This is a genomic window from Reticulibacter mediterranei (assembly GCF_016587455.1).
In genome coordinates this window covers 2,358,604-2,383,602 of record NZ_BNJK01000002.1, presented here as the reverse complement: position 1 = coordinate 2,383,602, position 24,999 = coordinate 2,358,604, and the positions used below count along the sequence as shown (strand labels likewise).

General features: G+C 54.0%; 29 protein-coding genes and 4 pseudogenes. 13 read left to right on the top strand and 20 right to left on the bottom strand.

What is annotated here, in order from left to right; translation table 11 throughout:
- The first annotated feature begins 91 nt into the window (after positions 1 to 91).
- Positions 92 to 913, top strand: a pseudogene (locus tag K3T83_RS49195) (IS6 family transposase).
- A 67-nt stretch (positions 914 to 980) separates the two neighbouring features.
- Here K3T83_RS49195 and K3T83_RS49190 read toward each other — a convergent pair.
- The 3 genes from K3T83_RS49190 to K3T83_RS49180 form a co-directional block, all read right to left on the bottom strand.
- Positions 981 to 1,460, bottom strand: coding sequence for a DUF5662 family protein (locus K3T83_RS49190; RefSeq protein WP_220210473.1), 480 nt, complete (start codon positions 1,458 to 1,460; stop codon positions 981 to 983).
- 119 nt (positions 1,461 to 1,579) lie between these two features.
- Positions 1,580 to 2,365, bottom strand: coding sequence for an outer membrane protein assembly factor BamB family protein (locus K3T83_RS49185; RefSeq protein WP_220210472.1), 786 nt, complete (start codon positions 2,363 to 2,365; stop codon positions 1,580 to 1,582).
- Between the two features lie 176 nt (positions 2,366 to 2,541).
- Positions 2,542 to 4,053, bottom strand: coding sequence for a serine hydrolase domain-containing protein (locus K3T83_RS49180; RefSeq protein WP_220210471.1), 1,512 nt, complete (start codon positions 4,051 to 4,053; stop codon positions 2,542 to 2,544).
- On the opposite strand from K3T83_RS49180, the gene K3T83_RS49175 reads away from it, so the two are divergent.
- On the top strand, positions 4,012 to 4,485 hold the full coding sequence (locus K3T83_RS49175; RefSeq protein WP_220210470.1) for an alpha/beta hydrolase: 474 nt from the start codon (positions 4,012 to 4,014) through the stop codon (positions 4,483 to 4,485). The two genes, K3T83_RS49180 and K3T83_RS49175, sit on opposite strands and share 42 nt — an antisense overlap.
- A gap of 369 nt (positions 4,486 to 4,854) precedes the next feature.
- On the top strand, positions 4,855 to 6,099 hold the full coding sequence (locus K3T83_RS49170) for a hypothetical protein (RefSeq protein WP_220210469.1): 1,245 nt from the start codon (positions 4,855 to 4,857) through the stop codon (positions 6,097 to 6,099).
- 441 nt (positions 6,100 to 6,540) lie between these two features.
- On the opposite strand, the gene K3T83_RS49165 is transcribed toward K3T83_RS49170, so the two are convergent.
- From K3T83_RS49165 to K3T83_RS49155, 3 genes are all read right to left on the bottom strand, one after another.
- A complete protein-coding gene (locus K3T83_RS49165; protein WP_220210468.1) occupies positions 6,541 to 6,717 on the bottom strand; it encodes a hypothetical protein in 177 nt (58 codons plus the stop codon).
- Entirely contained in the window at positions 6,677 to 7,126 is a 450-nt protein-coding gene (locus K3T83_RS49160; RefSeq protein WP_220210467.1) for a hypothetical protein, read from the bottom strand. Before K3T83_RS49160 ends, K3T83_RS49165 begins: the two co-directional genes overlap by 41 nt.
- 183 nt (positions 7,127 to 7,309) lie before the next feature.
- Positions 7,310 to 8,737 carry a transposase gene (locus K3T83_RS49155; protein WP_220210466.1) on the bottom strand — a complete coding sequence of 476 codons (1,428 nt, stop codon included), beginning with the start codon at positions 8,735 to 8,737 and terminating at the stop codon, positions 7,310 to 7,312.
- Positions 8,738 to 8,872: 135 nt separating this feature from the next.
- Here K3T83_RS49155 and K3T83_RS49150 point away from each other — a divergent pair, with 135 nt between their 5' ends.
- A complete protein-coding gene (locus K3T83_RS49150) occupies positions 8,873 to 9,361 on the top strand; it encodes a hypothetical protein (RefSeq protein WP_220210465.1) in 489 nt (162 codons plus the stop codon).
- Between the two features lie 100 nt (positions 9,362 to 9,461).
- On the opposite strand, the gene K3T83_RS49145 is transcribed toward K3T83_RS49150, so the two are convergent.
- The 3 genes from K3T83_RS49145 to K3T83_RS49135 all read right to left on the bottom strand — a co-directional run bounded on the left by K3T83_RS49145 (position 9,462) and on the right by K3T83_RS49135 (position 10,377).
- A complete protein-coding gene (locus K3T83_RS49145) occupies positions 9,462 to 9,734 on the bottom strand; it encodes a hypothetical protein (RefSeq protein ID WP_220210464.1) in 273 nt (90 codons plus the stop codon).
- Positions 9,735 to 9,785: 51 nt separating this feature from the next.
- Positions 9,786 to 9,971 (bottom strand): hypothetical protein, encoded by a 186-nt coding sequence (locus K3T83_RS49140; RefSeq protein ID WP_220210463.1) that lies wholly within the window; start codon positions 9,969 to 9,971, stop codon positions 9,786 to 9,788.
- A gap of 181 nt (positions 9,972 to 10,152) precedes the next feature.
- Complete coding sequence (locus K3T83_RS49135) at positions 10,153 to 10,377, bottom strand: hypothetical protein (RefSeq protein ID WP_220210462.1); 225 nt, start codon at positions 10,375 to 10,377, stop codon at positions 10,153 to 10,155.
- A 40-nt stretch (positions 10,378 to 10,417) separates the two neighbouring features.
- On the opposite strand from K3T83_RS49135, the gene K3T83_RS49130 reads away from it, so the two are divergent.
- On the top strand, positions 10,418 to 10,573 hold the full coding sequence (locus K3T83_RS49130; RefSeq protein ID WP_220210461.1) for a hypothetical protein: 156 nt from the start codon (positions 10,418 to 10,420) through the stop codon (positions 10,571 to 10,573).
- A gap of 62 nt (positions 10,574 to 10,635) precedes the next feature.
- On the opposite strand, the gene K3T83_RS49125 is transcribed toward K3T83_RS49130, so the two are convergent.
- From K3T83_RS49125 to K3T83_RS49110, 4 genes are all read right to left on the bottom strand, one after another.
- Entirely contained in the window at positions 10,636 to 11,043 is a 408-nt protein-coding gene (locus K3T83_RS49125) for a hypothetical protein (RefSeq protein ID WP_220210460.1), read from the bottom strand.
- A gap of 144 nt (positions 11,044 to 11,187) precedes the next feature.
- Positions 11,188 to 11,484 (bottom strand): hypothetical protein, encoded by a 297-nt coding sequence (locus tag K3T83_RS49120; protein ID WP_220210459.1) that lies wholly within the window; start codon positions 11,482 to 11,484, stop codon positions 11,188 to 11,190.
- 571 nt (positions 11,485 to 12,055) lie between these two features.
- Complete coding sequence (locus tag K3T83_RS49115; RefSeq protein WP_220210458.1) at positions 12,056 to 12,322, bottom strand: hypothetical protein; 267 nt, start codon at positions 12,320 to 12,322, stop codon at positions 12,056 to 12,058.
- Between the two features lie 253 nt (positions 12,323 to 12,575).
- Complete coding sequence (locus K3T83_RS49110; RefSeq protein WP_220210457.1) at positions 12,576 to 12,818, bottom strand: hypothetical protein; 243 nt, start codon at positions 12,816 to 12,818, stop codon at positions 12,576 to 12,578.
- Positions 12,819 to 12,977: 159 nt separating this feature from the next.
- Between K3T83_RS49110 and K3T83_RS49105 the strand changes: the two genes are divergently transcribed.
- Together K3T83_RS49105 and K3T83_RS49100 are read left to right on the top strand one after the other, a co-directional pair.
- Positions 12,978 to 13,274: a hypothetical protein gene (locus tag K3T83_RS49105; RefSeq protein WP_220210456.1), complete on the top strand. Its 297-nt coding sequence runs from the start codon at positions 12,978 to 12,980 to the stop codon at positions 13,272 to 13,274.
- A gap of 1,384 nt (positions 13,275 to 14,658) precedes the next feature.
- A complete protein-coding gene (locus tag K3T83_RS49100; protein ID WP_220210455.1) occupies positions 14,659 to 15,387 on the top strand; it encodes a hypothetical protein in 729 nt (242 codons plus the stop codon).
- A gap of 145 nt (positions 15,388 to 15,532) precedes the next feature.
- Here K3T83_RS49100 and K3T83_RS49095 read toward each other — a convergent pair.
- From K3T83_RS49095 to K3T83_RS49085, 3 genes and pseudogenes are all read right to left on the bottom strand, one after another.
- Positions 15,533 to 15,676 (bottom strand): annotated as a pseudogene (locus K3T83_RS49095) (IS6 family transposase); the annotation flags it as partial.
- Positions 15,677 to 16,190: 514 nt separating this feature from the next.
- Positions 16,191 to 16,886, bottom strand: coding sequence for a DUF8737 domain-containing protein (locus K3T83_RS49090; protein ID WP_220210454.1), 696 nt, complete (start codon positions 16,884 to 16,886; stop codon positions 16,191 to 16,193).
- 192 nt (positions 16,887 to 17,078) lie between these two features.
- Positions 17,079 to 18,059 carry an MBL fold metallo-hydrolase gene (locus K3T83_RS49085; protein WP_220210453.1) on the bottom strand — a complete coding sequence of 327 codons (981 nt, stop codon included), beginning with the start codon at positions 18,057 to 18,059 and terminating at the stop codon, positions 17,079 to 17,081.
- 72 nt (positions 18,060 to 18,131) lie between these two features.
- Between K3T83_RS49085 and K3T83_RS57505 the strand changes: the two genes are divergently transcribed.
- Entirely contained in the window at positions 18,132 to 18,260 is a 129-nt protein-coding gene (locus K3T83_RS57505) for a hypothetical protein (RefSeq protein WP_268963587.1), read from the top strand.
- A gap of 360 nt (positions 18,261 to 18,620) precedes the next feature.
- On the opposite strand, the gene K3T83_RS49080 is transcribed toward K3T83_RS57505, so the two are convergent.
- The 4 genes and pseudogenes from K3T83_RS49080 to K3T83_RS49065 all read right to left on the bottom strand — a co-directional run bounded on the left by K3T83_RS49080 (position 18,621) and on the right by K3T83_RS49065 (position 20,809).
- Positions 18,621 to 19,166: a carbonic anhydrase gene (locus tag K3T83_RS49080; protein WP_220210452.1), complete on the bottom strand. Its 546-nt coding sequence runs from the start codon at positions 19,164 to 19,166 to the stop codon at positions 18,621 to 18,623.
- A 175-nt stretch (positions 19,167 to 19,341) separates the two neighbouring features.
- The gene (locus tag K3T83_RS49075) at positions 19,342 to 19,659 is read right to left on the bottom strand and encodes a pyridoxamine 5'-phosphate oxidase family protein (RefSeq protein ID WP_220210451.1); all 318 of its coding nucleotides are present in this window, start codon (positions 19,657 to 19,659) and stop codon (positions 19,342 to 19,344) included.
- Between the two features lie 47 nt (positions 19,660 to 19,706).
- Positions 19,707 to 20,236 (bottom strand): annotated as a pseudogene (locus K3T83_RS58295) (transposase).
- A gap of 108 nt (positions 20,237 to 20,344) precedes the next feature.
- Positions 20,345 to 20,809, bottom strand: a complete 465-nt coding sequence (locus K3T83_RS49065; protein ID WP_236065244.1) for a helix-turn-helix domain-containing protein — start codon at positions 20,807 to 20,809, stop codon at positions 20,345 to 20,347.
- Between the two features lie 485 nt (positions 20,810 to 21,294).
- Between K3T83_RS49065 and K3T83_RS49060 the strand changes: the two genes are divergently transcribed.
- The 5 genes and pseudogenes from K3T83_RS49060 (at position 21,295) to K3T83_RS49035 (ending at position 24,992) form a co-directional block, all read left to right on the top strand.
- Positions 21,295 to 21,447 (top strand): carbonic anhydrase, encoded by a 153-nt coding sequence (locus K3T83_RS49060; protein ID WP_220210450.1) that lies wholly within the window; start codon positions 21,295 to 21,297, stop codon positions 21,445 to 21,447.
- A 95-nt stretch (positions 21,448 to 21,542) separates the two neighbouring features.
- Positions 21,543 to 21,692 carry a hypothetical protein gene (locus K3T83_RS49055; RefSeq protein ID WP_220210449.1) on the top strand — a complete coding sequence of 50 codons (150 nt, stop codon included), beginning with the start codon at positions 21,543 to 21,545 and terminating at the stop codon, positions 21,690 to 21,692.
- Positions 21,693 to 22,491: 799 nt separating this feature from the next.
- On the top strand, positions 22,492 to 22,695 hold the full coding sequence (locus tag K3T83_RS49050; RefSeq protein ID WP_220210448.1) for a hypothetical protein: 204 nt from the start codon (positions 22,492 to 22,494) through the stop codon (positions 22,693 to 22,695).
- A 426-nt stretch (positions 22,696 to 23,121) separates the two neighbouring features.
- A pseudogene (locus K3T83_RS49045) lies at positions 23,122 to 23,530 on the top strand (transposase); the annotation flags it as partial.
- Between the two features lie 214 nt (positions 23,531 to 23,744).
- Entirely contained in the window at positions 23,745 to 24,992 is a 1,248-nt protein-coding gene (locus K3T83_RS49035; RefSeq protein ID WP_220210445.1) for an RNA polymerase sigma factor, read from the top strand.
- Positions 24,993 to 24,999: the final 7 nt, after the last annotated feature.

Below are 24,999 nucleotides of genomic sequence, written 5' to 3'. Positions count from 1 at the left end.
GTTCCGTCAGAACTCAAACCACATCTTGCTGAGAGGTCACGTTTCTGTTATGCTGACCTTGTCAAGAATATTGAATGAGGAGCGTCGACGAATGGATTGCCCACATTGTGCTGTCACGACCATCAGAAAACGCGCCAAGAAAACCAAACTCGGATATGCAACCTTCTTCTGCTCTCAGTGCCAATCCACCTTTAATGAACGAGACTTCCACCCCTTTCAACTATCTTGAAGTTCCCACTGATATCGTCCTGCTTGCAGTCTTGTGGCGGCTTCGGTATAAATTAAGCCTGCGTGACGTTGCCGAAATATTTTTAGAGAGAGGCTTTGCTTTCACGCACGAGACGGTTCGGGACTGGGAAACGCGTTTTGCTCCGATGATTGCAGACCAATTACGGACGAAACGGTGTGGTCAAGCAGGAACATCATGGTATGTTGATGAAACGTACCTCAAAGTCTGTGGAAAATGGTGTTATCTCTATCGAGCCATTGATTCTGACGGCAATCTGGTAGATTCGCGGTTGAGCGAAAAGCGGGATTTGGATGCTGCCAAACAGTTTTTCAAGCAAGCCCTTGCTGTGGTTGGTCATGCTCCAGAACGCATCACAACGGATGGGCATCGTTCCTATCCACGTGCAATACACGAAACAATGGGAATAATGTAGCGCATCGGACGAATAAGTATCTCAATAATCGTATAGAACAAGATCATCGAGGGATCAAACAACGATACTATCCTATGCGCAGCTTTGGGAGCTTCGTGTCTGCAGATCGCTTCTGTCGTACATTTGACGAATTACGCCAGTATTTTCGCCCCCATAGCCCAATGGGCGAAACCATTTCACTGGCGCAACAACGATGGATATTTCGTGAACGCTTCATGGCGTTGCAAGTGCTCGTGGAAGCAGCCTCATGAACAGGCTAGCTGCTGAAAATCATCGGGTATTCGGCTTTCGTTGTGGTTTACCACACTCGATTATTCGTCAAACGAGCGGATCTTTGTCAGGTAGTTTTCCAGGTGCAATCTCCTTCACCGTGTTCTTCAGGACCTCGAAGAGCTGGTCATCAATATGAAACTTCTTTTTGTTGATGGCAAGCGATTGCAGAACATCAGTCTGGCCACGTTCTGAGGCTGCTAGCCAGTCACAGAGCATTTCGACGAGCTGAATAAGGTTCATCCCTCTCACGCCATCCTTAAAGTATTCAGGATGATGATCATTGACTTGACAATGGTGACTCCATGCAGGGCCTAATTTCTTGACAGTCTCTTTATACTTCTGTGAGCCATACGTGTACGCCTGAAGCTCAGAGAATGTTGCTTCATACATGTCAAACTCTTCTGGGGAGAACTTTGAGTTGTCATGGACGGTCGCTCGCTTGAATAATTCATTGGCAACGATCTGCATATACCCTGCTACACGCTGCTTATGATCTACCAGATCTTTTACGTAGTCGCTCGGCATTTCTTTCCTCTCTCTTTGTTGAATAAGCACGTTCTGAAAATGTCTTTACAATCGGCACCTGTTGTGTCTGAACACAACGAAAGCCGAATACCCAAATCATCGTAGGAGAGCTGTGTTGACTAGAGTTCTCTGCCATCCTGCTTGCTCATAGCTCCAGAGCAACTCGCCGGTGCTCTGGAGCTATGAGCAAGCAGATGTGGTGTGACGACGAGGTAGAGCACATTTCCTCTGACTGCTGCGGGATAGCATTTGCCACTGACGAGCTGCATCGTCCATATCGTGCTGCCGGACCTCTCGTCCAGTACGTGCAGCATGTCAGCAAAAGAAGCGCCAGCAGGATAGGCGGCATAGACCGTCTCGTTGGTAGCCGCCCAGACAGACACCAACGCAGAGGGAAAATGCTTCTGCCAGAGGACGCTTCCCGTTTGAGGATCAAGAGCGTAGACGCGACCAGGAGAGGGGGGTGATGGCTTTCTTTGGTGTGCGGCCATAGAGATGGCTTTGCCTGCCACCGGACACAAAAAATCGTATGCGTTGTCTTGCCCTTGCTTTATCCAGAGCACCTGGCCGGTGGGAGCGTGCAACGCCAGAAGTGTATTTGTGTACGTATGGGGCAAAACGATGTCGCCTAAGACATCTAATCTTAGGAGGTGCCCCCATTGTCCCTGGTAGTGCCAGCGGATGCGCCTGGTTGTTGCATCAATCGCCACAACAGACCCATTCCAGTCTGTGAGATAGAGCACCCCATCAGACACAACAAGCGCTCCTACTTGACCGCTGAGCTGTATGGGGGTCTCTTCGTGCCAGAACTGCTTGCCAGTCGTGGAGTGAAACGCCCTCAAACGCAGGCATGGAGGTCGGTAGCTGGTAAGGCAGAGAAATTGCTGACTTTCCCCGCTGTACATATCTTTGTCCTCCAGAAAAAGGGAAAGACTGTACTGCCCGAAATTGGGCATTAGAAGAGAATACACTATTTTCTCCCGAAATGGAAGTCCTGACGAAGAGATATTCTTACATACAGCGATAAAAAGGTGGCTACGAAGCCTCTGCCTGGATGTATGAGTGGCAAGAGGCATTCCCTTTAGAGAGGGGTCGTTTCTTCCTGCCGTGTAAATATCCAATACCCGATTTGGATGAGTTGCTGGACGGAGCCATCCTCTTCAACGACAAATTCAAACACTCCCCACTCACACGCAAAGTGAGTGTTGTTCAGAGGAATACCACCTCTTCGTTCTCCATCAGAAGAGAAGAAGAGGTTCATCCCCTCCACCGAAACGTGATAGCTTTCCCAAGCAGATCGTCTGTACCTCCCAGCGTAGGAGATCCACTTCGTCGGATCGAGAGATGCTGTCTCCACCTCGATGCGAGTGAAGGCGCGCCCACCAAGAACGAGATAGGGCACCCTTCCCGATTCTGGAGACAGGAAGCCAACCGAGAGTAGGTTCTTTGAGAGGGACCGTGCCACATAGAGGTCATCCCTGAGAGCCACAAGGGGGATCAGCGGGCCATCATTGAGCTTGAGACAGAGATACTCTTCCTGCACACTGATCACTACTACCCCTCCCTCCAGATAGAGGGAGGTGCCAATATAGCTGGGCCAGAGCTGTGCATTTCCTCGTACAGGGGTTGGCGCAGGCAGTGATGGGAGATCAAGCAATTGATCGTAAAAGCGGTGGAAGTAGGTAGCAAGAGGAAAGATCTCAAACTGTTGAGCATTCATCAAGAGAATCACGCCAACTCCTCTCTGTGGAGCAACACGCAATTTGCACCAACAATCTCCAACAGTGCCATGATTGCCAAACCACTGAATGCCCTTGTATTCTTCTACCATGAACCCCATCCCCATGCTACTTCCATAAGGGATGTAGTGACTACTGGCTGGAATGGTCTGCATCAAGCGAAGAGTCTCAGGTGTGAGCAGGCGCCGTCCCTGAAACATTCCCTGGTTCACATGCATGAGTGCAAAGTGAGCGAGATCGGAACCGGTAGATATGCCAAGGGCAGAGGGGTGAAAAGTAGCGTTCTGAGGGAAACGATGCAGCACCTGGAGCTGTCCCTGCTGATCTAAATGATGGCCTAAAGCCAGCGGATGGGTCATGACGATGGTTGGATCAAATGTCGTGTGCTTCATCTCAAGCGGCTCGAAGAGAAGTTCCTGCATGAGAGAGGTCCAGGCTGTTTCTGTGACGGTTTCCATCAAAAAGGCCAGCAGGTTCAGATGCAGCCCGCTGTAATGGGGAAAAACGCCAGGCGGAAATGCGAAAGGATAGCGAGGAAGGTCTTCGCGGATAGAGGTGGCGAGCGTGGCAGGATCGGGGTTGCCATAGGCCCGAAAAATGTCGGCCAACCCGGCAGTGTGAGAGAGCAACATGCGGATGGTGATTCGTGACTCCATCCCCGGTTGGCTGAAGGCTAACCAATCGACATAGTCTTTGATGGGACGATCCAGTTCGAGTTGCCCCCTCTCAACCAGTCGCAAGGCCGCAGTGGCCGTCAGTCCTTTGGTAAGAGAGCCAAGCAGGAAGAGGGTGTGGGGAGAAACCCTTACCCCATGCGCTTCTACACAGGTCGTCCCGAAGCTCCACGTGGTCAAAATTTGGCCGTCTTTGGAAGAGACTACGCAGCCACGCTCATCTCAGCCTCTCCTGCGATCCAGACCTGGGTTGTGGGAGGTCACTCGATGGGAGGTGGAATGGCCTGTGAGTTCGTGGCAACGCATGCAAACGTGAGAGGATTATTGTTGTACGGCACTTTTCCCGGATGTGATCTTTCCAGACGGAAAGACCTTGCGGTGACGTTGATCTATGGGACACAGGATGCCGTGATTACTCCGGCGATGGTGACTTCAGCCAGGTCAAAATTACCAATGCAGACGCGCTATGTCGAAATTTCAGGAGGGACTCACTCCTTCTTTGGCGATTATGGACCACAAGATGGCGATGGACAAGCGACCATCTCGCGTGAAGAGGCCCGTCTTCAGATCCTAAAAGCAAGCCATGTACTCTTCCAACAACTAGAACCATGAGGACTTGGTGATACTATCTTCAAGTATTCGGGCTTCTTTTGTCCTGCTTTTCCCGACAATACGCTCTTCATCTTCACCTCACCCGATGATGGTGACCACCCTTTCGGTAGGAAACTGCCAACCTTTTGGGTAATCTGCAGCTTATCTGAGGTGAAAAGCAGTGCAGTTGGTACTCACAGAATCATTCACTTTCCCCAGATAAGCTCATGCTTCACCAAAAAGGAGACAGAACCACTTGGAAGGACTTTTACCAGTTGTCTTTATAGCATTGTGTCTTTTTACATGATGTATACACATCATGCCGTGAGTATGACAAAAGAAAAAGAAACAGTAACCAGAATAGGCTTATTATAAGGGGGTAGTTTTAGCTTGCGCGGAGAGAGATACCCTATCGAGCAATTAGGGTATCTCTCTCCTCTCTTCGCCCTGGAACAGAACGGGGCGCGCAGACCGCCTCGATCAGGCTGCTGCGGTCTGACCCGTTATGAGCGACTCGGAGATCTTGCGCAGCTTGTCGAAGACCTGCTGGAGATCCTTCGCCCGGTTGATGGGGTGGTGTTGCCAGGTGACAGGCTTCTCCTGGCGCCGCTCCTCGATCGCGCTCAGGTGAGCCATGAGCGAAGAGAGCGCCTCCATGATCCCGGCGAGCGAGGCGGAGGAGTGCTGCTGGCCGGGCTGGCTGCTCAGCCAGGACTGCGTGTCGTGCAGAAGCTGCCTGGTCTTGCTGAGCACCTTGTCGCTGATCCAGTTCGGCCCCAGGATCTTCTTGATGCAAGAAATCTCGCGGTCGACCCGCCCGGCCAGACCCTCGCCCATGTCGCTGATGAGCAAGGTGAGTTCCTGCTCGATCTCCTGGGCCTCGTCGTCCGACGGTCGCTGTCCGAAGCGTCCCTGCTTCCAGGCGTTGACCCAGGCGCTGAACCTCTCGGCCTCAGCGATGTCGTTCGCGCGGGCACCACACGGGAACCCGTCCCTGTACTGCCTGAAGAAGGAGATTTCGGAGGAGAGGACCGCGAACTCGCACCCACGCACCTGCTCGATGAGCGAGTTGAGCCGCTGCCGGATGCCCTGGGCCGCGATGGCCGACGGCTGCTGGCCGGGCTTGCCACGCAGCCAGGTCGCGGCCTGTGTATAGAGCTTTTCGGTGTCGTTGACGAGCTGCTCGCTGAAGCCATGCACCTTCACCCCGCTCAGGAGGCGCGAGATCTCGTCGTGGAGCTGCTGACGCGGGGTGGGGCCGGCCTTCTTGGCGGTCTTTGCGCTCATGTTGATCAGGCTCCTTTGATCGGAATGGATAATCGGGGAAGGAGAGTTAGTGGCGACCAATCCTCCGGCCAACGTCTGTGCTGTCATCGACGGCACAGACGCTGGCCGCAAGCCTGGGTTCCGGTCTTGCTGGCGGCGAAGGAGCCGGCTCAGGCAATCGCTAGTGATTGCCTCCGCAGTCCTTCCTTGCCATACATGTGCATGGCGTCCCCTCTGAGTTCGTCTGGCACTTCCAGTGAACCCCCATATCACAGAAAGAACAGAGGCCGTAGGAATACTGGTCGTGCCCGAACTTGTCGCAGGCGCATCGTACTGCTCTTGTGGAGAGTTTCGGGACGAACCATATGAGGCAGTCCTTGCACTCTCTCTTCTTACATTTGGGGCAGCGATACTCTTGCATGGTGCTGGCCCTTTCTGAGATGGGCGGGAGTGAAAAGTCCCCCTTCTCCTGTCCTCGCTGTCAATTGGCTAGCGGGAGAAGAGGAAACCGATGGGAGGCAGGTGGTTAGTGGTTGCCTCCGCAGTTCCACCCCTCCATGCAGGTACACATTCCCACCCGTTTGTTACAGCTCTCGTGCTCTCCCTTGCTACAGAAGGAGCAGAGGCCGTACGAGTACTGGTCGTGCCCGAACTTGTCACAGACGCATTGTACCTTACGTCCGAGTCCTTTCGGCGCGAACTTCTTGAGGCAGTTCTTGCACTTGAATCGCTTGCATTGGGGGCAACGATACTCTTTCATATTGCTGATCCTTTCAAGAGCCCACTCGCACCAGCGGGCTTGCCAGCGCGTTATGGAGGTTCGAGAAGGCGCTGCCCTCGGTCAGCAAGCACACCGGGAGATTGATCAGGTGTGTATTTGCTGGTCGAGATACAGTGGCATTGCTCGGCAGGCAGAGGCACCCCTGGATCGGCCTGGTAGAGCAGATCAGAGAGCCGCAGAGTTGTGGCTCCAGATCTGTACGCCATCGGGTAGGCCCTCTGTAACCTGGAGGTAGGCTTCCGGCTTCTCGGACATTCTGACCTCTCCGTCGCTGCTCAAGGTAGCCAGCATGATCTCGCTGGCTACCTTGAGCAGGGCACTGCCTCCGAGCGCCAGCGAAGCGCCTTGGAGCAGGCAGGTGTGGTGGGTGTCGTTCGGAGGCAGTTGCAGTTCCTCGCCGATGGCAAGGATGCGCTCGTCGTCGACCGACGCTATGAAGCCACCTTCGGGCGAGATGGAGACTGGGAGTAGGACGGTGGGCGCGAGCGGGGTGATTTCGATGGTGATGAGGCCGTAGCCGACGACCTGGAAACGCCTGGCGGGGGTGAACAAGCTGCCCACTGCCGTACCCGCAGTAGTGGAGCTGGGAGTGCTGGAAGCGAGGTAGGAGGTCATGGTGAGATCCTTTCTGAGGCTTAGGATTTCTCGCTCTGCTTCTGCTGGTGTTTCATGGGCTCAGGAGTGAGTTCGTCTTCAGCCTCCTCAGCATTTTCGGTGAGCCACCCATACTAACGGGCTTGCCAGCATGTAGTGGGGGTTCGGGAATCAGTAACATCTCTCATCCAAAGGGGATATGAGTCATCCCCAATTTTTCTGAAACCTTTCGAGATCTCGAATGAGGGAAGCGACAACGAGAGGATCATCAGAAGGGGGAATGAAACAACTCAGATGAGGGCGATAATCGTTCCAGAGACGACTGAGCGCCCATCGGAGCCGATAGAGCGGTGCTTGACTGTTCAAGCACCGCTTTCCAGTGCGGTGGCATCTGAAGCGCAAAAGCGCGGCTACTAGATCTTGATAGGAGGAATCGAGCAAAGAAAGCAAGAAAGCATAGACGAGCATAACCATTCCCAGCAGTTTGAGACGAGCTTCCAACGACCACAAACGCGGACATTCCAACGCCAATTCGCATTTGGCATAGCGAAAACTCTGTTCAATTTGCCAGCGTCGTCGATAGGTGAAAAAGACCTCCCAGGCTTGTGTTTCTGTGTGAACGGTTTCATTCGTAATAAGATACATCACGCCTTTCTTCACGCGAGCTTTGACCAGAAACAGCGGTTGCCCTGACTGAGGATGGCGAACTGCACTCCACCAGAGGTCGCAAGACATCTTTTCTCCGGTGGTCGTATCCCAGATCTCTTTATGCGCTCGATATCTCTTGCCTTGCCCAATTTGCCAGAGCTTCTTTTCTTCTCCAGCCAGAGTGAGGAACACATGCTTTTTGATCCAGCGGATCACAAAACGAACACGATATTGCGAAAGGACGTGAAGCCAATATCCTGAAGCATACCCACGATCAAACACATGGACGAGCAACGGCCCCCATTTCCTGACACAGACACGTAATGCCTCTTCCTCGGCGTCCCGTAACTTGGTCGCAAAGACGCCTTTGGTCGTCCACCAACGACTCAGCGCTAGATGGGGAAGTCCTTGCATTCCCACAATCAGCGCTGCGGTCCATTGCATGCCCATGACCCGCACCGGGCGCACAGCAGGCCAGTTGAAGACCAAGCCCCGTTTCGTGCGGCTTCGTCGTTTTGCTTTACTCGAAAGAACGGGACACAATCCTTCGAGTTTTTCACTCTCGGCTTTTTCCAAGACACTTCCATCCCAAATGCAGAGAATCCGTTTTCTTTGTACTTTGAGGTTCTGTACTTCTTCATCAGCTTTTTCCAGGAGATAGTGGTCAATGACATCCACTGTCCATTTCACTGACCGCAGCAGTTTCCCAACCCGTTTCGTGCCTGCTGTCGCACTGGAGGCATATCCAGCATAGCCGTCCAGAGAGGAACCCGGTTCGCTCAACCAGAGGGCTTGCGGGTGATTGCGCAAGCTAATGATCGCCACCAGGCACTGCAACAAGGTACGCACAAGCCGTTTATCCAGGATCTCATCCAACGCTGTAAGCAAGGGGAACAAAAACGTTTCGAGCAAATGAAGCAGATGTTGTGATCCTCCCTGCGGATCTCGTTCCAGGTGTTTGAAGGTTTCAGACAGTTCTGCCATAATGACAACGGATCTCCTCGTTCAGGTGTTGATTGCTTTCATACTCAACAGTCTAAACGAGGAGATCCGTTTTGCCTAGCCTCTTTTTTTCTCTCCTGGCTACATATCAGTGTCCAGAAAAATCAGGGATGACTCATGAGGCACAAGCGAAAGGCGCTAGTGATTGCCGCCGCAGTTCCACTCCTTCATGCAGGAGCAGGAACGCTTCTCGCACTTCTTGTGCTTTCCCTTTGCACAGGGTCCACAGGCCTTCTGCTGGCCGGAGCGGCTCCACTCCCGCTTCGGGCCACCGCTCTTGCAGGTCTTGCTCTTGCAGAAGCACCCGTCTCCTTCGCACTTCCCGTGCTGGTTTATCGAACAGAACTGGCAGGGCGCCTGCTCGTCGAACTTGTGCCCGCGCTTCTTGCACGTACACTCCATCTTCCGCTGGAGCATGCCCTCCTTGGCAACGTAGCCATTGCACGCTTCATGGTTTCCGTGGAGGCACTCACGGCAGCGCATGATCGGCTCGAACTTAGCCATAAGCGCGATCCTTTCAAGAGCCCACTCGCACCGGCGGGCTTGCCAGCGCGTCGTGGAGATCCGAGAAGGCGCTGCTTCTCGGCCAGCAAGCACATGTCATGAGAGCGATCAGACGTCTGCTTGCTGGTCGAGACACAGTTCCATCTTTTGGCGAGCAGGGACGCCCCGAAGGACGCCCCTGCTCACCGCCTAGCTGTGGTGGTTAGCTCTGCTCGCGAACCTTGATCGTGATCCTGATCTTGCCAGCGGCAGACTTCCCGTATGCGGCCTCGAAAGCCTCTCGGGCCATTCTTTCGGCTATCTGCTTGGCCTTCTTCTCACTGCGTGCGGTCTTCTCCTTGGTTACCGAGACAGACTTGCCTGGGCACCTGGGGTCCGGGCCTGTAGCCGTTGCTGTAGCCGTGTAGGAGTGGTAGTGCTCCTTTGAGTGCGGGTTGTGCTTCTGACCAGAGTGATAAAGATTTGGCTTGACCATGTTGTTTCCTTTCCGTGCTCCAAAGTGGAGCAAGAGAGTTGCTTCCTTGTCCTATTCCTGGCGCATTCTCAGCACAGCGCTGGCCGCCTTACCGTAGTCGCCAGACTGCTGTGCGGCCTCCTTTAGCTTCTCCAGAGGGAGCGCTTCGAGGCTGGCGAGCAGTCGTGCGGCCTCGGCCTTCCACTCCCGGCGGAACTCCTCTGCCTGTTCTGAAGTGAGCCTCTTGCCCCTGGCCATATCGTGCTCCTTTCGCACTGCTGCTGGTGGGCAGCGCCTATTGGTTGGATGAAATGGGGCCAGCTCCCCGGTCAGCACCCGTTATAGTGAGATCAGGCGCTGGCCGCAGAGCTGGTTTTATGGAGGAGCGCAGACATTACTTGCTTGCCTGCGCTCCTCCACATTTGGCAGGGATGAAGGCTTACTTCTCGCGCGGCCTGATCTTCATCTCCACGCCGGAAACCTTTCGAGGAGTTGCCTTAGCTACCTTCTCGAATGTGGACCAGACAGTGTCCCACCGCTCAGGGCTGGCAGTCTTGCGAAGCTTCAGAAGCGCTTCGGCGATGGTGTCCTCGTCATTGTCCGTGAAGAAGAACGTGAGCGAGACCTCATCCATGTCCTGTAGCGGTATTCGTGCGTTACCCATGATCGCTCCTTCTATAAGTGGAGGTGGTTTGATAGGGGAGATGGGCTTAGCTTTCCTGGCTCTGCTGCTGCGAGAGGCGGCAGCGGATAAACGCCCCCTTAGCGGCATCCCCGGCGGCGTCAGACCACTTCATGGCCTGCTTCAGCTCTTCTGGCGAGAGCTTCATGGCCTCCCCGCTCAGGCAATCCCCAATTGACCTGAGCGGGGAGGGGCGCCCGGCAGGACGCCCCTCTGTTGTACTAGTTGGCCTCGCCCCGCTTACTCCCAGTGCTTATCGACGAAGTCGACGAACCACTTCGCGCCATTGACGATGCCCTTGACGACGGGCTTGCCAACCTTGACGACGGGCTTGCCACCATCCTCGAGGTTCCCGATGACCTCGGCCCTGTACTCGAGAGACTGGGTCAGTTCGTTGTCGATTTTCCGCCCGATCTCGCCCACTCGGCGCTTCTCGTCGCTCCGGAGCTTCCCATTGATGAAGCGGCAGTAGAGGTCCTTGTCGCAGCCGCAGTTGGGAGGGCAGTTGCAGGACGAGCCCGCAGCCTGCTTCACCTCGTACAGCAACACTGGCACCAGCTCTCTGTAGCCGACGTAGCGATCTGAGACGTTGTTCTTCTGACCGCGGTTGAGAGCCCTCTGGAGGTCTCGCCCGTTCTTCCTGGCCATGAGTTGACCCTGCCTTTCTTGTGAGAGGTTTTTGATGGTTGCTCCGAGCAGTATTACCATGCTGCTGGAAGCGGAGGTGAGAGGGGCGTAGCTGGAGATCCTGTGTGAAGGAACATCCGCGTCCCTCTCACCCTGGTTAGGTGGTTAGTTCTTGACCTGCTTGCAGGTCACCTTGGCCTTGTGCCCGTACTTACCCCAGGAGTTCCTGCCGAGCTTGGACTCGACCTCGGCCATGAGGCGCGTCGTGGCCAGGCGCGTGGCGCTGGGCTTGTCCTGCGCCAGGCCGGAGGTCTCGAACTCCTCATAGATCGGGACCGTGAGGTCCTGGACGGTCAGCGTGGCGATGGCGAGGTAGGAACGGTGGTGCTCGGTTTTGGGAGCATCGCCGCGGGCCACCTCCTCCGGCGTGCGGCCGTCCGTGTTCTTGCTCTTGCCGCTCATGATTCCTCCTGCGAATGGTGCGCTGGATCGGATGATCGGGATTGATCACCCTGGTGAGAGCTCTGGCATCCGCGTCTGCATGGCACGAGCGTTGATGTCAGAAACCCTCACCGGAGTGGTCAAGCTCTGAGAGAGAAGCACCGTAGACAAAGGGCGGGCTTGCAGAGCAGGTCGTAGATACGACCTGCTCTGCAAGCTTTCTTCAGCGGATCTCTCCCCAGGGCTCTGTCCTCTGGGCACAGTCTATGGAGTGCGGGCCACGAAGACCTTGCCCGCACTTCCGGCAGCGCTTGCATCTTGGGCAGTAGAGGTCCTTGCAGAGCGTCTTCTTTTGGCAGTAGACGCAATACTCCTTGCCCCTCATAATATTTCTCCTTTCAGCGCTCCACCCTGGAGCTGAGACAACCGAGGCGGATTCGATTGCCCTGGTGAGACTTCACACCTTCTGACGCCTCAGAGGCATCGGTGACGTGAAGCCTCACCGGAACAATCAAGTTGTGTTGCAGAGCTTGCAAAGAGAAACCCAGCAGCAGAGCGGGCCGGTCTGTACGCGGCTCGCTCTGCTGGGTCTCTAGCTCAGCCTGCGGGTCTTGAATGTGACTTCTTTTTCGACCTGGTTCCAGGCTGCAGCGCCAACTGCCTGTGTGACCCTGTACCGGAGCGCCCTCTTCGCTTTCTCTTCGGCCTCCTTCTTAGAACCCGCCGTCTGCTCTTCATAGAGGGGGGCACGGCCACGCCTGTCAGGATGGCCAGGTATTGGAGTGTACACGCTAGCACGTGAGAGCCAGGCAGGGCCTTGCATGCGATTCTTCCTTACCTGATTTTTCTGTTTGGCCATTGCAGCCTCTTTCTCTGTTCCTCCACTGCAAGAGCGGAGGCCCTTTCCTCATCAGCGGCTGCTGAGAGGGCGGGCAAGCGGTACACCGGGCGAAAGGATGTATTGAGTTTCGCGAGGATACCACTCACCTGCGCAAACAGCAGAACGCGAGATGCGGTGAGAGGAGATGAGAAAGAGAAGGAGCGGAACTGGGAGGTCGCCACTCTCGAAAGAGCGGCGCCTCCCTGGATCATCGGTAGAGAGCGACGAGCGATCAGAGGTGCCGTTGGATGTCCGTCTCATAGCGGACCCGGCTGGCCTTACCCCAGATCTTGCGCCAGTCGCTTCCGAACTGCCTCTCGAATTCCTGCTGAAGCATTCTCAGAGCATCTTGCTTGGCCTCCTTCTCACTGTCGCCGACCCCCTGCCCCCAGAGCGGCATGAGCTTGGCCGGATTTTTGGGGTCTGCCACCTGGACAGTCGCACGGGCAAGCCAGGTAGGAGAGTGTTTGGACATGCTGTGTCCCTTCTGCTAATTGAGTGATTGGTCGTGCTGATGAATGAGGGAATAGGTGGAGGAGCACTTCATCTGCTGGAGCCATCCAGCAGATCCAACCCAGGAAGGGTGGCCCAGGAAAGCGTAGCGCCAATGCATTCTCACAGAGGAGGCGCCTTTGTGACCCTCATGTTGATCCACAGGGCCACAGATATGCTAGCTGTTGCGCGAGTTCAGCACGGCCTGGGCGACGAGCGCAGCATAATCGTCTCTCCGCCTCGCCATCTTCTTCAACTGCTCATCTGGGTAGCCCATGAGCTCATCGAAAAGATCGGTAGCCTCCTGCCGAGGGGGCATGCTGATGGTATCGCCGGACTTCTCCGTGAGCTCCTTGAGCCGTCCGAGGAGTTTATCGATGGGGTAAGGCTCGTCGTTGTGAGACATGCTGTGTTCCTTTCGGCGTTGCTGCGCTGGTAGGCAACGCGGTTTGATGGATAGGCGGGGCCAACTCCCCTCGTGACGAGGGGACGGACCCCACTGGCAATGAGGTCCGTCCAACGGGACGCTACGGGATGGAGTCGCAGGATCAGCCTTCAGCCCAAGTGAGCATTTCTTCGGGCATCAGACTGATGACACCACCCCACCTTGCTGCTGTAGCATTAGAAGAACTGCACGTATGAATCTTCCCCGCAGCAACACCTCTCCGCGCGCTTCCCTCCTCTAGGCAAGCCAAACCCCCTGTGTCCATCCTTCACCTTACGCTTGCATACCTTCAGATGATCCCCCTGTCCCTCTCTGGCACAGCAGGGCTTGCACTTCCCACAGTCGTAGCCACCTACGACTCGATGCATGCAGAAGCGCTTCTTGTCCTTCGGGTTGAGAGAGATCTTAGCCATGATTGGGTTTCCCTTCTCATCTAACCACTCGTGCTGACGGACCTGCCAACACATAGTGGTTCCAGGAATGTACCAATTCCCGGCCTCTTGACACAGGTCATGAGAATATCAAGACATATGCCAACAGGTTGAAAATCGGTCCCATTCCACTATGAGCACGCACGGCGCCCTGAAGGACGTCCCTGTATGGAGGGTGGCTTTTCAGTTTGCTGTACGGCAGCAGACTCTTGCAAGCAGCGGCCTGATTTGTGCGGGGCCTTCGGAGCGAAGGCGGAGAGCACACGATCTACAGCGGATCGCTACAGATTCGTTTTTCCAGGTGGCTCTCGGCATCTGCATGCGGATCTCGCCAGCATTGCTGGCGGCTCTCGGCACACGTATGCGGATCACCAGGGGTTTGAAGAGGAACCTGTATAAGAACTTCCCTGCTCATGTGGTAGCAGCAGGTGCTATCTCTTTCACTTTTTTCTGTACCATAACTTACCCGCAAATACAAGCTTACAGTGGCATGAAGCGGCTACTGAGGCCGTATAAATCATCATGAAAATAGAATGAAATCGCTTGCGAACTACTTGCAATTTCCCGAAAATGCTGCTACTCTAGCAGGGAAGTGTTTGAGCAGAGTGCTCGTGCCAATGCCTTGTACACCTTTGTTGTACTGCCTCATTGACGCGGCTCTTGTGCTCCGGTCGTCATCATCGTTGAGGATGAGCACGAAGGCTCACCAGGTGACCGATAACGACGGCCCCGATATCCTGTAGAAAAAAGTAAGATGGTCTCGATTTTATAGGCCATCTTATCACCATTGCCTCTTTTAACGCCCAGGAATAGCCAGCCAAGCCCGCCCGCCTGATTTCATTGTTTCATAAAATACGCCTTAACATAGGCGTAAACGCTAGGAAGCCTTTTAACCCAGGGCTAACCCTATTTGTAGACCGTAGTATAGAGAGACACAGAGGAAAACAATGATGCAAACAAAAGCCAGAAAACCACGCAGCGATAAAGGGCCACGCCTCACAGCTCGAGACTTAAATGCACTTAAATGGATAGCGCAGCAGTACGCTATTTCATTAGATCACCTCTGTATTTTACTTGCTCGACTAATTGACTACCAGGAGTACGCACAACAGCCGAAAGAGAGTGGAGAAGTTACAGTCAGCCGAGCCAACAAAGTTATTAAGCGTTGGGAACAATTAGGATTAATAGAGCGGGGCCATATATTGTATGGAGATCCAGTATGGGTATGGTTGACGCCGGAAGGATTGCGTACCGTTAACCAGGAGTTAGGCCCATTGTGCCCATATGCTCCGACACCTGGTAAAATCAATCATCTCTATTGGATTAATCACGCCAGGCTCTATATAGAGCAACAACGCGATGATATCGAATGGTTGAGCGAGCGACAGATACACGCCAACCAGAAAAGCGAGCCAGGCGTAAAACAAAAGCATACACCTGATGCAATTGTCAGCACACAAGGCCAGGCAATAGCATTAGAGGTTGAGCTAGCGACAAAGACATATGCACGCTTAGATAAGGTACTGCATGAGCTAGCATTAAGCGATTATCATACTATATGGTACTTTACATTAGGACGAGCAAAGCAAGTTATAGAGTCAGCTATTGAGAACATGAACAGCATGTACAAGCATCGGTTTGTGATCTATGACATGGATGATTTAGAGCTACAATAAAACCGCCCTAGTGAATGGTTTCATAACACTCCTTTGCTGGATTGCGCTAAAATGACATGATGATAAAACCGCAATCAGAGAGGGCTGTGTTGCAAAAACTCTGGGAAAATATGAGGGGGGCATGAACCCCCTCGTCCTGTTCAGCTTAGGCAGCTACTCCAAACCGATGAGCGATGAAGGTAATTTGCTTGCTGATGCCTCCTTTGCTCACTCCTCCGACTTGCCCTTTCCGCAGCATGTTCATCATCTCGAAGCCTTGTAAGGTTCGCCACGCGGTCTCGAAGGAAAAGAGCCATTTGAAGGGATCCTGCTCTGCCATGACTGGACTGGTCCTCTTTTTCTTCTTTTCTCCCTATTCGGACAGATCAGCTTTCTTTTTGCAACACTGCCCCGGTCGGAATGCTGCCGTAGCCCCTCAACCGATTGGCGCCATCCACAGAGCCTTTTCCGCCAGGCTTTCCTCTCGATGCGAAGTCATGGCCCATCCCACAAAGAGCAGTCGCCTTTCCGATAATCAGCTGGAGGCGAGAATATTTTTGCTCATACCCCCTTCTATCGGAGCCTCGACTGCTCTCTTTAATCAGCTATGCTAACCTCGATAGCGCATGTTTCGCCCGCCGTAATCAAGTAACCCCAAAAGGCGAGAAGGAATAAAGCGTCCCACATCACGCTTCCCACCAGTCTGCTGTCTTCACCACTATCGAGGATGAGTCGAGACATCTTCGCGGTCTCGACGAACTTGATCGTTTGAGCGATACAGACAGACAGAAAATGTTGCGAACCGCCCAGCAATGAAAAAAGCGTCAGAACTGAATTTGCTTTTCCGTTCTTCTTTTCCCGAGCAGCCAGAAGGTATATCCGTGCAGTAAAGTAGATCGAGGAACACCAAAGGCAGGAATCAAAACAAACGGCATGGCCGCAAGAAGTGCTGTTGTCGGCTCAGTCTGGAGGAGAGGAGTTTGAGCAAGAGCCCCAAGAGTAAGTGCATTGACAAAATCAAGTACGCCAAAAATGTTCCAGATCCAAGCTATGAGTTGTGCGCCTTTTCCATGTTTGTAGGACCAATAGGCTACCAATGGGGCAGTGAGACCCGTCAGGACATCACCAATTCCTGCAGGAAGAGCAAACACCCCTGGCAGTTGGCCTTGAACATATCCGATGAGAAACACGCCCCCTATCACCCGAAACACTTGAAAGCCAATAATCCAGTGCATGGGTGTGACCGCCAGTAATTTTCTGAACGTTTGTGAGAAAAACAGGGAAAACCCCAAAATGGATGTAAGAAGAAGCACAAGAAGATTGGCTCCATTTGTATTGAAAAAGCTGGACCGCGCGAGAAGATCGATAACTGCCAGCCAGGCGATAAAGAATATGGCACTCATCATTTGGACAAACCGTTTTTGAAAGGTGGAAATGGTTGCCCGCTCGGCTACGAGAAAGATACCGATCCACCACAGTAGAATTGACAAAAATTGTGTCCCAAGCATTATTGTTTCCATCGTATTTCTCCTTCACGGATACATTTCATGAATAGCGATTACCTCGTACAATTAGCTAACGTGATGTGCAAGTTTCCCTTGCCAAAGAAAAAGATCATGGGGTATCCTCAGAAAAACTTACCCCCCTTTTCAGAGAAGGTGGCACCAACTTCGTTTGAATTGAGTGAGCAGGTAAAAGATGCTGGATAACATTTAGAGTTCAAAGCGCGTCCCAACACTACTTTGAATGAAGGCAGCGGGAAGACGGGCAGCGAGTTGATGGATAGCTCGAAAGCCCGTGCAGTGTGTTGGAACAAGAACTTTTGGCTCAAAAGCTGCAAGGGCATCACAGGTCTGATCGATCAGAGGCTCAAAGACCGCTCCGCTGAGGTGGAAACCTCCAAGAATTGCATACACTTGCTCAATTCCTGTCAGCTTTTGTGCGTAACGGACAACATTGACGACCCCTGAGTGCCCGCATCCTGTTAGCACAACTAGCCCCTTATCTTGCACATTGAGCACCAATGCCTGATCATCAAGGATCAAGGAATCTGCAACCCATTCACCACCGCGAAATGCTTGCTGGCCCGGCATTCCATGCTCGAAGGATGTTGTTCGGTCGACTTCTCCCGTGATGAGCAGAGAACCGTTGAGCAAGAACGAGGGTCGACGTTCTTCAATGATTTCAAAGCCGACCCCTTGCAAGGCAGATTTGCTGGTCGTAGGAAACTCCATTGGGTTTCGACCTGGAATCATGAGGCGACGGCGATTCCAGAATTCAGGATGGATCAGCAGGGGGAGATTCGCTCGCCCCAAAGTACGGGCCAAGCCATCTAGTCCAGTTGTGTGATCAAAATGGCCATGGCTTAATACGACTGTTTCAATATCTTTAGGCGAGAGATCGAGTACGCGCATATTCTCAACAAGACCATTGGGTGTTGATCCTGTGTCGAAGAGGATCTGGTGTAGTCGCCCCTCGATAGGAAGTGTGATCAGAGCACTAAAGCCATGCTGGGCCTGAGGAGTATCAAACGTCACTCTCTCTTCCATCGTTGTCGCCGGAAGGCGAAGTTTTTGTGAGCTAAAACCAGGTCGTTTGGCAACTCCCTGATTGGGCAGCAAACCATCAAAGAGATTATCCAGGACAATGGTAATCGTTACGGATTGGATGGGGTGAAGTGCAATTGACTGCATTTGGAACCACTCCTTTTAGAAGAGATAAAAGATAACCGACACCATCCCAAATTGAGCGACGAACGGTAAGACTTGTATCTCGTTGTCCACGAATCCCCCGACGTTGATGGTGGTCACGGCAGTTCCCGGCAACAACGCCAACAACCGGTCCGCCAGTCAGATCTCGCTCATGTGGATGGACGGGTGATTGGGCTGGGATAGTTACTGACTCATGGCGATGACGGTTTCTACACGGTGCTCAGCCGCGACCGCCATCTTTATGGCGGTCGCATTTGAGATGTGGAGAGAGACTACGATACCAGGGTGATGCCCCAGGGCTTTCCAGTTCTCCGCTCAAAGGGGTGCAGGGGTCTCCCTGCCGGGGCCTGGGGCGTCCCCAGTTTCCTTCCCTCCTTCGCGCGCCGCCTGCGGCGGCGCGCAAAAGAGAAGAAAAAAGTTTTTTGTGGGGACACCCCGCACCCCGGCAAAGGGCTGCCGCCCTCTGCACTCCTGCTAGATGGGAGAATTGGAAAGCCCTGGGTGATGCCCTCACCAACGAGGTGAATGATGCACCTACGCGGCTTACTCATGGCTCTCAGGATGACGCAGGGGAGCCGGTGGCACGACGACCTCAATCTGCCCCGTCGTCACATCATAGACGAGTCCGGAAACAAACCAGCTCTCCGGCAGGGCGGGGGTCGCTTTGAGGGCAGCGACATCGACCGCCACCGCCGCATGCGGATCGGTGACGGCTTGGGCTGCCAGTTCTTCTTGGCCAATGCCAAAGTAGCTCGCCAGCATGTCGGGTTGCCCTTCGAGATGAGCAATCCCACAGTGGGTATGTTGAAGCACGATCAGATGAAAGCCCGTCGGAGGACCTCCGGCCCTCTGGGCTATTCCCCCTAGCATCCCCATGGTCTGCAACGTCGCGGGAGTGACACGCCCCCCAACATTGCGTATCACGATGGCCTCTCCCAGACCCAGGCCGAGGATGTGAGCCGGATCGACGCGCGGATCAACACAGCCAATGATCATGGCCCTCAAGGTTGGCATCATGGATAAATCCTTGAGGAAATGATGGGCAACAAAATCCTGGTTGCGTTCTAATAATATGTCAAAAGTAGTCAAGTTGCTTCTCCTTTCCCGCTCTATTTCAGGAACGGGGTATCTTACACGGTCATCGAGACGTACGCCCCAGGCGAGGCTCAATGCACACGGTGGAAACGGCTTGCAGCTTCCTTGTGCTTCCAGCCGCTCTCATATCAGTGATAGCAGAAATATACTGTTTGACGTAACGGCAAAGTCAAGCCTTGCAGATTGGAATGTGGGGCTTTCCAATTCTAAAGAGATGAAAGTGGCATTGCGAGGTCAAAGCATCAGCTGCTTGTTTCTGGTCGTTGATGCGCGTTGCCGTTCCGAAGACCACAACGCTGGCATATTCAAGACTAAAATCAAAAGTGGCTTTTGCTGGCAGCAAGCGGCCCATTTCATATACGCTGAAGCAAACACGTTCCTCGTTTTCCAGGTCGGCCCGCGTCCGGCCTACCCGTGCTGTATGCATGTAGATGACACGCTTAGTAGTACAACCGTAGTTACTTAGGGAAAACGATTCCTGGGACAAGTCGTTCTCCCTAAGTAACTACGGTTGTACTACTAGTGCTACATTCCTTAAAGGCGATAACAAAAGAGGCGATGGAGGTGGCGGCGCGTCTTGGGAGGCCGTCCCCAGGCCCACGGATTGGCTCGATGGTTGAGTTGCACCGTGGCGACCTGCATCGCTCGCTCGATCTCACCGGCATTGGCAAAACTCTGGCCAGCGAAGGCATCGCGGCGGAAGAGGCGCCACCAGCCTTCCTGGAGATTGAGCCGAGCCTGCGCCCTTGGGAATGAACACATACTGGAGGCGTGGATGATCCGCGAGCCAAGTACGCGTCTCCAGGCTGTTATGACTGCTCAGGTTGTCGGTGACAATGAAGATATCGCCCATGGGATTGTCCGCTTCGATCTCTTTGAGCAGTTCAATGTAGTTCTTGGAATTGCGCGCTGTGGCACATCTGGTGAGCTCTTTGCCATCACGGACCCGCATTGCTCGCATCTATCCAGACCTTGTCATCCCCGCGACTGTACTCCAGCGGAGCCTTGATCCGATGGCCGTCCACTGACCAGCCGGGAGCGGGGGCAAAGGCGCGCGGGATCACTGGTTAAAGTCTCGTCGGTGCAGATGGTCGTCGATCCCTCTGCTGGAGCCGTGTAGTGGGTAACGACCGCAGTCCTTTTGGGACAAAGTCCTTGTCATCGCTGGTTCCTCAACTGTGGGTACGACGCCAGCGCTTCCCCTCGCTCAGGTAAATGCGGCGGATCTGGCTGCGCTCCACCTGAATGCCCGCGTCATGGGCTGCTTCGGTGAGAGCGTCCAGACTCCATTGTGCTGAGCCAGTTTCATCGCGGGCCTCCAGGGTTTTTCCGCATACCGCTCCAACTTCGAAGGCGGCGGGTTGCTTCGCCAAGGCCAGAATCTGGCTGCGCTCCACCTCGGTCAGGCGCGGCTTGCTTCCTGCTCCTTCTCGCATCCCCAGACCGTTGACTCCCTGCGCATTGAAGCGGGTCAGGTGGATGCGCACCGTTCTGGGATGACAGGAGAGCATTGTGGCAATCTCTTGCGGTGCCTTGCCAGCCCAGCTCTCGACGATCAGATGGCGCATGAACCTTCCAATCGGCAGGCGCGTGGTGACTTCCAGCCAGATTGCGCACCTGACGTCCTTCTCGCTCATCTTGCGCTGCTCGTGCTTTCAGTTGCTTGGGCATCGCTCTGCTCCTCTCTCGGTGATTGGCTTTCTCTTTTTAGCGTATCACCAATGAGGAATGGAGCATTAGCTTCATTAGTCGAGGAACAGGACGCGCGCGGTGATCTAGGTGCAACTGGAAGTTGACAGGGTTCGAGCATCCTGCCCTTCTCATCTCTCGTTGCCACCGACCAGAGTATTGGAATGTAGGGCTTGACTTTGCCGTTACGTCAAACGGTATGCTCACTCTGTCAACTGCATGGAGCAGCTTGAAACCACAAGAAGCTTCATACCGCTCCCAGAGCAGACACGGAGGAATACCTCGTCAGGGGTATGTCGAGATACCTGTGTAAGATAGCCACCGTTCATGAAACGTATCAGTAAAGGAGAAGTACTATGACAATTATTGACACACATTAGTAGAACGGAACCAGGACTTCGCTGCCCATCAGTTCTCCAAGGATTTACCCTCGATGCCGCCGACCTTGAGAGCCGTGATCATTGGCTGTGTTGATCGCGCGTCGATCCTGCTCGGCCTGGGTTCCGGGGAGGTGGTTGTGATCCGCAATGTGGGTGGACGTATCACTCCAGCGACGTTGAGACCATGGGAATGCTCGGGAGGCTAGCCCAGGCTAAAGGAGCCAATCTTGGAGGTGAGTTTCATCTTATTGTTCTTCAGCACCCCCAATGTGGGATCAGAAGCCTCCAAGGGAGCCCTGAGATGCTGGCGAGCTACTTTGGCATTGGCACAGAAGGCCTCTCGCCCAAAGCGATTACTGACCCTCGCGCAGCGGTGGCGGTCGATGTGGCTGCACGGAAGCGCGATCCCTGCCCTGCCTGGGAACTGGCTGATTTCTGGACTTATCTCTGATGTGGCGACCGGGCTGGTCGAGGTTGTCGTGCCACCTGCTCTCCTCCGTCATCCTCCAGAGCAAGGAGGAAGAAGCACAGGTGCGTCACGGAAGATCATCTTTGGGCTGTCAATTGGATCGCTGGACGGCTGAGTTTTGTGAGAAGGAGATGTCGTATGCAATAGCGTTCTCTCGGCTTGTAGCGAGCTTTGAGGCCCAAAAGAACCTTGTCTTACGACACACAATGATCACAAAACGACGCCATCCAGCGGTCCAATTGCCAAAGGTGTTGTCACCTTTGGCGTCAAAGGCACAGGGAAGACGAATGTATGCGCGCTCCCCGACCGAACAGGTCAGCGCGTTTTATGTGCCAATGATCATCTTTGATACAGAGAACGAATACTGGTCTCTTGCTAAGCTTCCTTGCCTTTAGCTGTATTCTACTGGCTGCCCGATGTAAGCAGCCAGCAGAAAGGCGAGGTGCTACGATGCTGCAACATCCTCAATCAGGTATGTCTTTCCGCACAACTGAGCCGCTGCCAGTGGAGTAAGAGGACGAAATACGCGAGCTGCAACTGGGGAATAACGAAATATGCGAGCTAGTGCGTGATTTGCTGGCCCTGGCTGCGCCGTCTCATCATATTGTTGTCCGTGTGCAACGCCTGATAGGTGAGTGGTAGCCTTGTGCCTGGTGCCTACGCGAATGGGGGTTTACACCGGGTCAGGGTAGTCATGGGATAGGTCGCCGGCAGAGTCAGATGCTGCTAGCTGATGCTCGTCGGCGGCATGCTGAGAAGCACTTGTCATAGGAAAAGGGCTATGAAGCAGAAAGACGTTGAGATAGTGCTGGCCGAACTGAAGCAGTTCAGTAACGCGCAATTTGAAATCGATACGACCTACGTTCGACCCGATGGCAACGGCTATCAAGTCCAGGTCCGATGGGCTGGCCGCGTTGCAAAGGTTCGGACCCTCGCTCAATGGATCACGCTCAAACAGGCATGGCATACGCTTAACGAGAGGTGAGGAGACGAGTAAGAAGTATCCTACTCCCTTAGTTGCATAATTTTTTTGCAGGCTCTGAGTCGCTGCCGCCGATCGATGGAGTGGAACGTGGGGCTTGACTTTGCCGTTACGGCAAACGGTATATTCATTCTATCACTGGTATGAAGCAGCTTGAAACCACAGGAAGCTTCATACCGCGCACTGAAATTCCGCTCCTGCTTCACTTTGCGTCGTGATTGTACGATGGCATGGGCGTTTGGCAAAAAGCTCTTGTTCCCGCATCAGACGAGCCACAATGAACTGATATCTCATTGCTTTTCGCGCGAAAAGATGTTGGTGGTTTTTCCTCTGAACACTGGATGCACCAAGCACAAAAAGTGAGATTCCCCCACTTTTGCGGAGGAGAGAAAACTTAGCGTATACTTCTCGCAAAGGAGAGCAGGGATCATGGCACAAGTTCAGAAAACTTATACAGCCGAGTTTAAGCTCGAAGCGGTGCACTTGGCTCAGACTTCAGGCAAGCCGATAGCGCAAGTTGCCCGTGAGTTAGGCATTAGCGATACGTCCATTCACCAGCGGCGTACGGAGCTGGCCGAACACGGCCAAGAAGCCTTTCCAGGCAGCGGACATCAAACGGCGCAAGAAGAGGAGATTCGCCGCCTCAAACGCGAGTTAGATCGAGTGCAGAAGGAACGGGATATTCTAAAAAAACTCTGGGTATCTTCACGCGCGACCAAGGATGAGATATCAGTTCATTGAGGAACATCGGAAGGAGTATCCTGTGACTCAGCTCTGCGAGACGCTTGAAGTCTCTGTGAGTGGCTATTACAACTGGCGCAAGCGGCCGATGAGTCAAATACGAAACGGACTGGAATGTGGGTAGCAGGCAACACACTCTTTCCGCGAGAGTGTTACCAACCATGTACAGAATAGTGATGGGAGAAACCATCGCGAAAATGTGCGTAAGGCAACCGCGCGAAAATGTGATAGGTGAGCAATGAGATGTTTTCAGAAATCAAATTGAGGATGATCCCAAATGTGAGTGCTGAAGACAAGAGGAGAAGAATGCAATGCAAAAACACAGAACAATCGCGTTGGTTTGTCAGCATGGGGTGCCCTACCAAAACTGCTCAATCTGTCAGCCCCGACGTTCCCAGGAAGAACTCAGGAGAGCGCTTGGTGAGAGCGTAGATACCGCTCGCCCGCGTTTGCTGCGGTTGGCGCGACTGAACGGGATTGGGCCAGACGAAGCCGAAGACGTGGTCCAGGAAACCTATCTTGAGGCATGGAGGCACCTGGAAAAGCTCCAGCCGGAACGTTTGTCGGCTTGGCTCGATGGGATCTGCCGCAACGTCTGCAAGCGACACCTTCACGCGCAAGGATCTATGCCTCACATGAGCGAGTTACCCGAAGACCTGGATGAAGAGCTTCTCGATCCGCGAACCCTCGACCCACTCGAAGACCTGGGGCGACAGGATATGCAGGTGCTGCTTGATCGCGCACTCTCGCACCTCTCGGCGAGTGCACGCGAGGTGATCGAGCTCTGCTACCTGGCAGAGCTGCCGCAGCGTGAGGTCGCCCAGCGACTCTTTCTGAACCTGGGGGCGCTGGAACTCAAGCTGCATCGCGCACGCCGCCAGTTACATCAGATCTTGTATGGAGAACTATGTCAAGAGGCGCGGGAAGCAGGTCTGAGGCTTGACGAGGACGAGGCGATGGGCTGGCAGGAAACACGCCAATGGTGCTTTGTGTGTGGCAGACGGCGTCTTCGCGGGATTGTCGAGCCCAAGAAGGGAGGCGGGGCCTCCCTGCGCTTGCGCTGCCCCGAGTGTTCCCCACGCTACCACATCGATTTGACCCATACAGAAAACTTCCCGGACAACTTCGGTCCGATTCGCTCGTTCCGCTCCGCGCTGAAACGCATACTGCAAGCGGACTCGACGTTCACTCAGAACTGTTTGAGCCAACGCCAATGCCCGGTTTGTCACTCTCCTCTGCACATTCAGACCATTGACCGCAGGACGCTTGTTTCCCCTTCCGGCCCCTACGATGTCCTACCGCTGGGAATCTACGTACACATGGACTGTCTCTCCTGTGGCCTGAACCATTGCTGTGAAGTCTACGTTCCGGCGCTCCGAAATCCCGTTCTTCGTGATTTTCTGCTTCGCCCGCGTGTCCAGTACAAACCTGCTAGCTTCACCACCTACGAAGGATCGAATGCGATCTGCTTTGGGTTGCTCGATCTCTCCAGCACCGAAACACTAACCGCCATGGTTCACCCACAGACGCTGGACGTGCTGGCTCTGCTAAAGCAATGATGGGAAT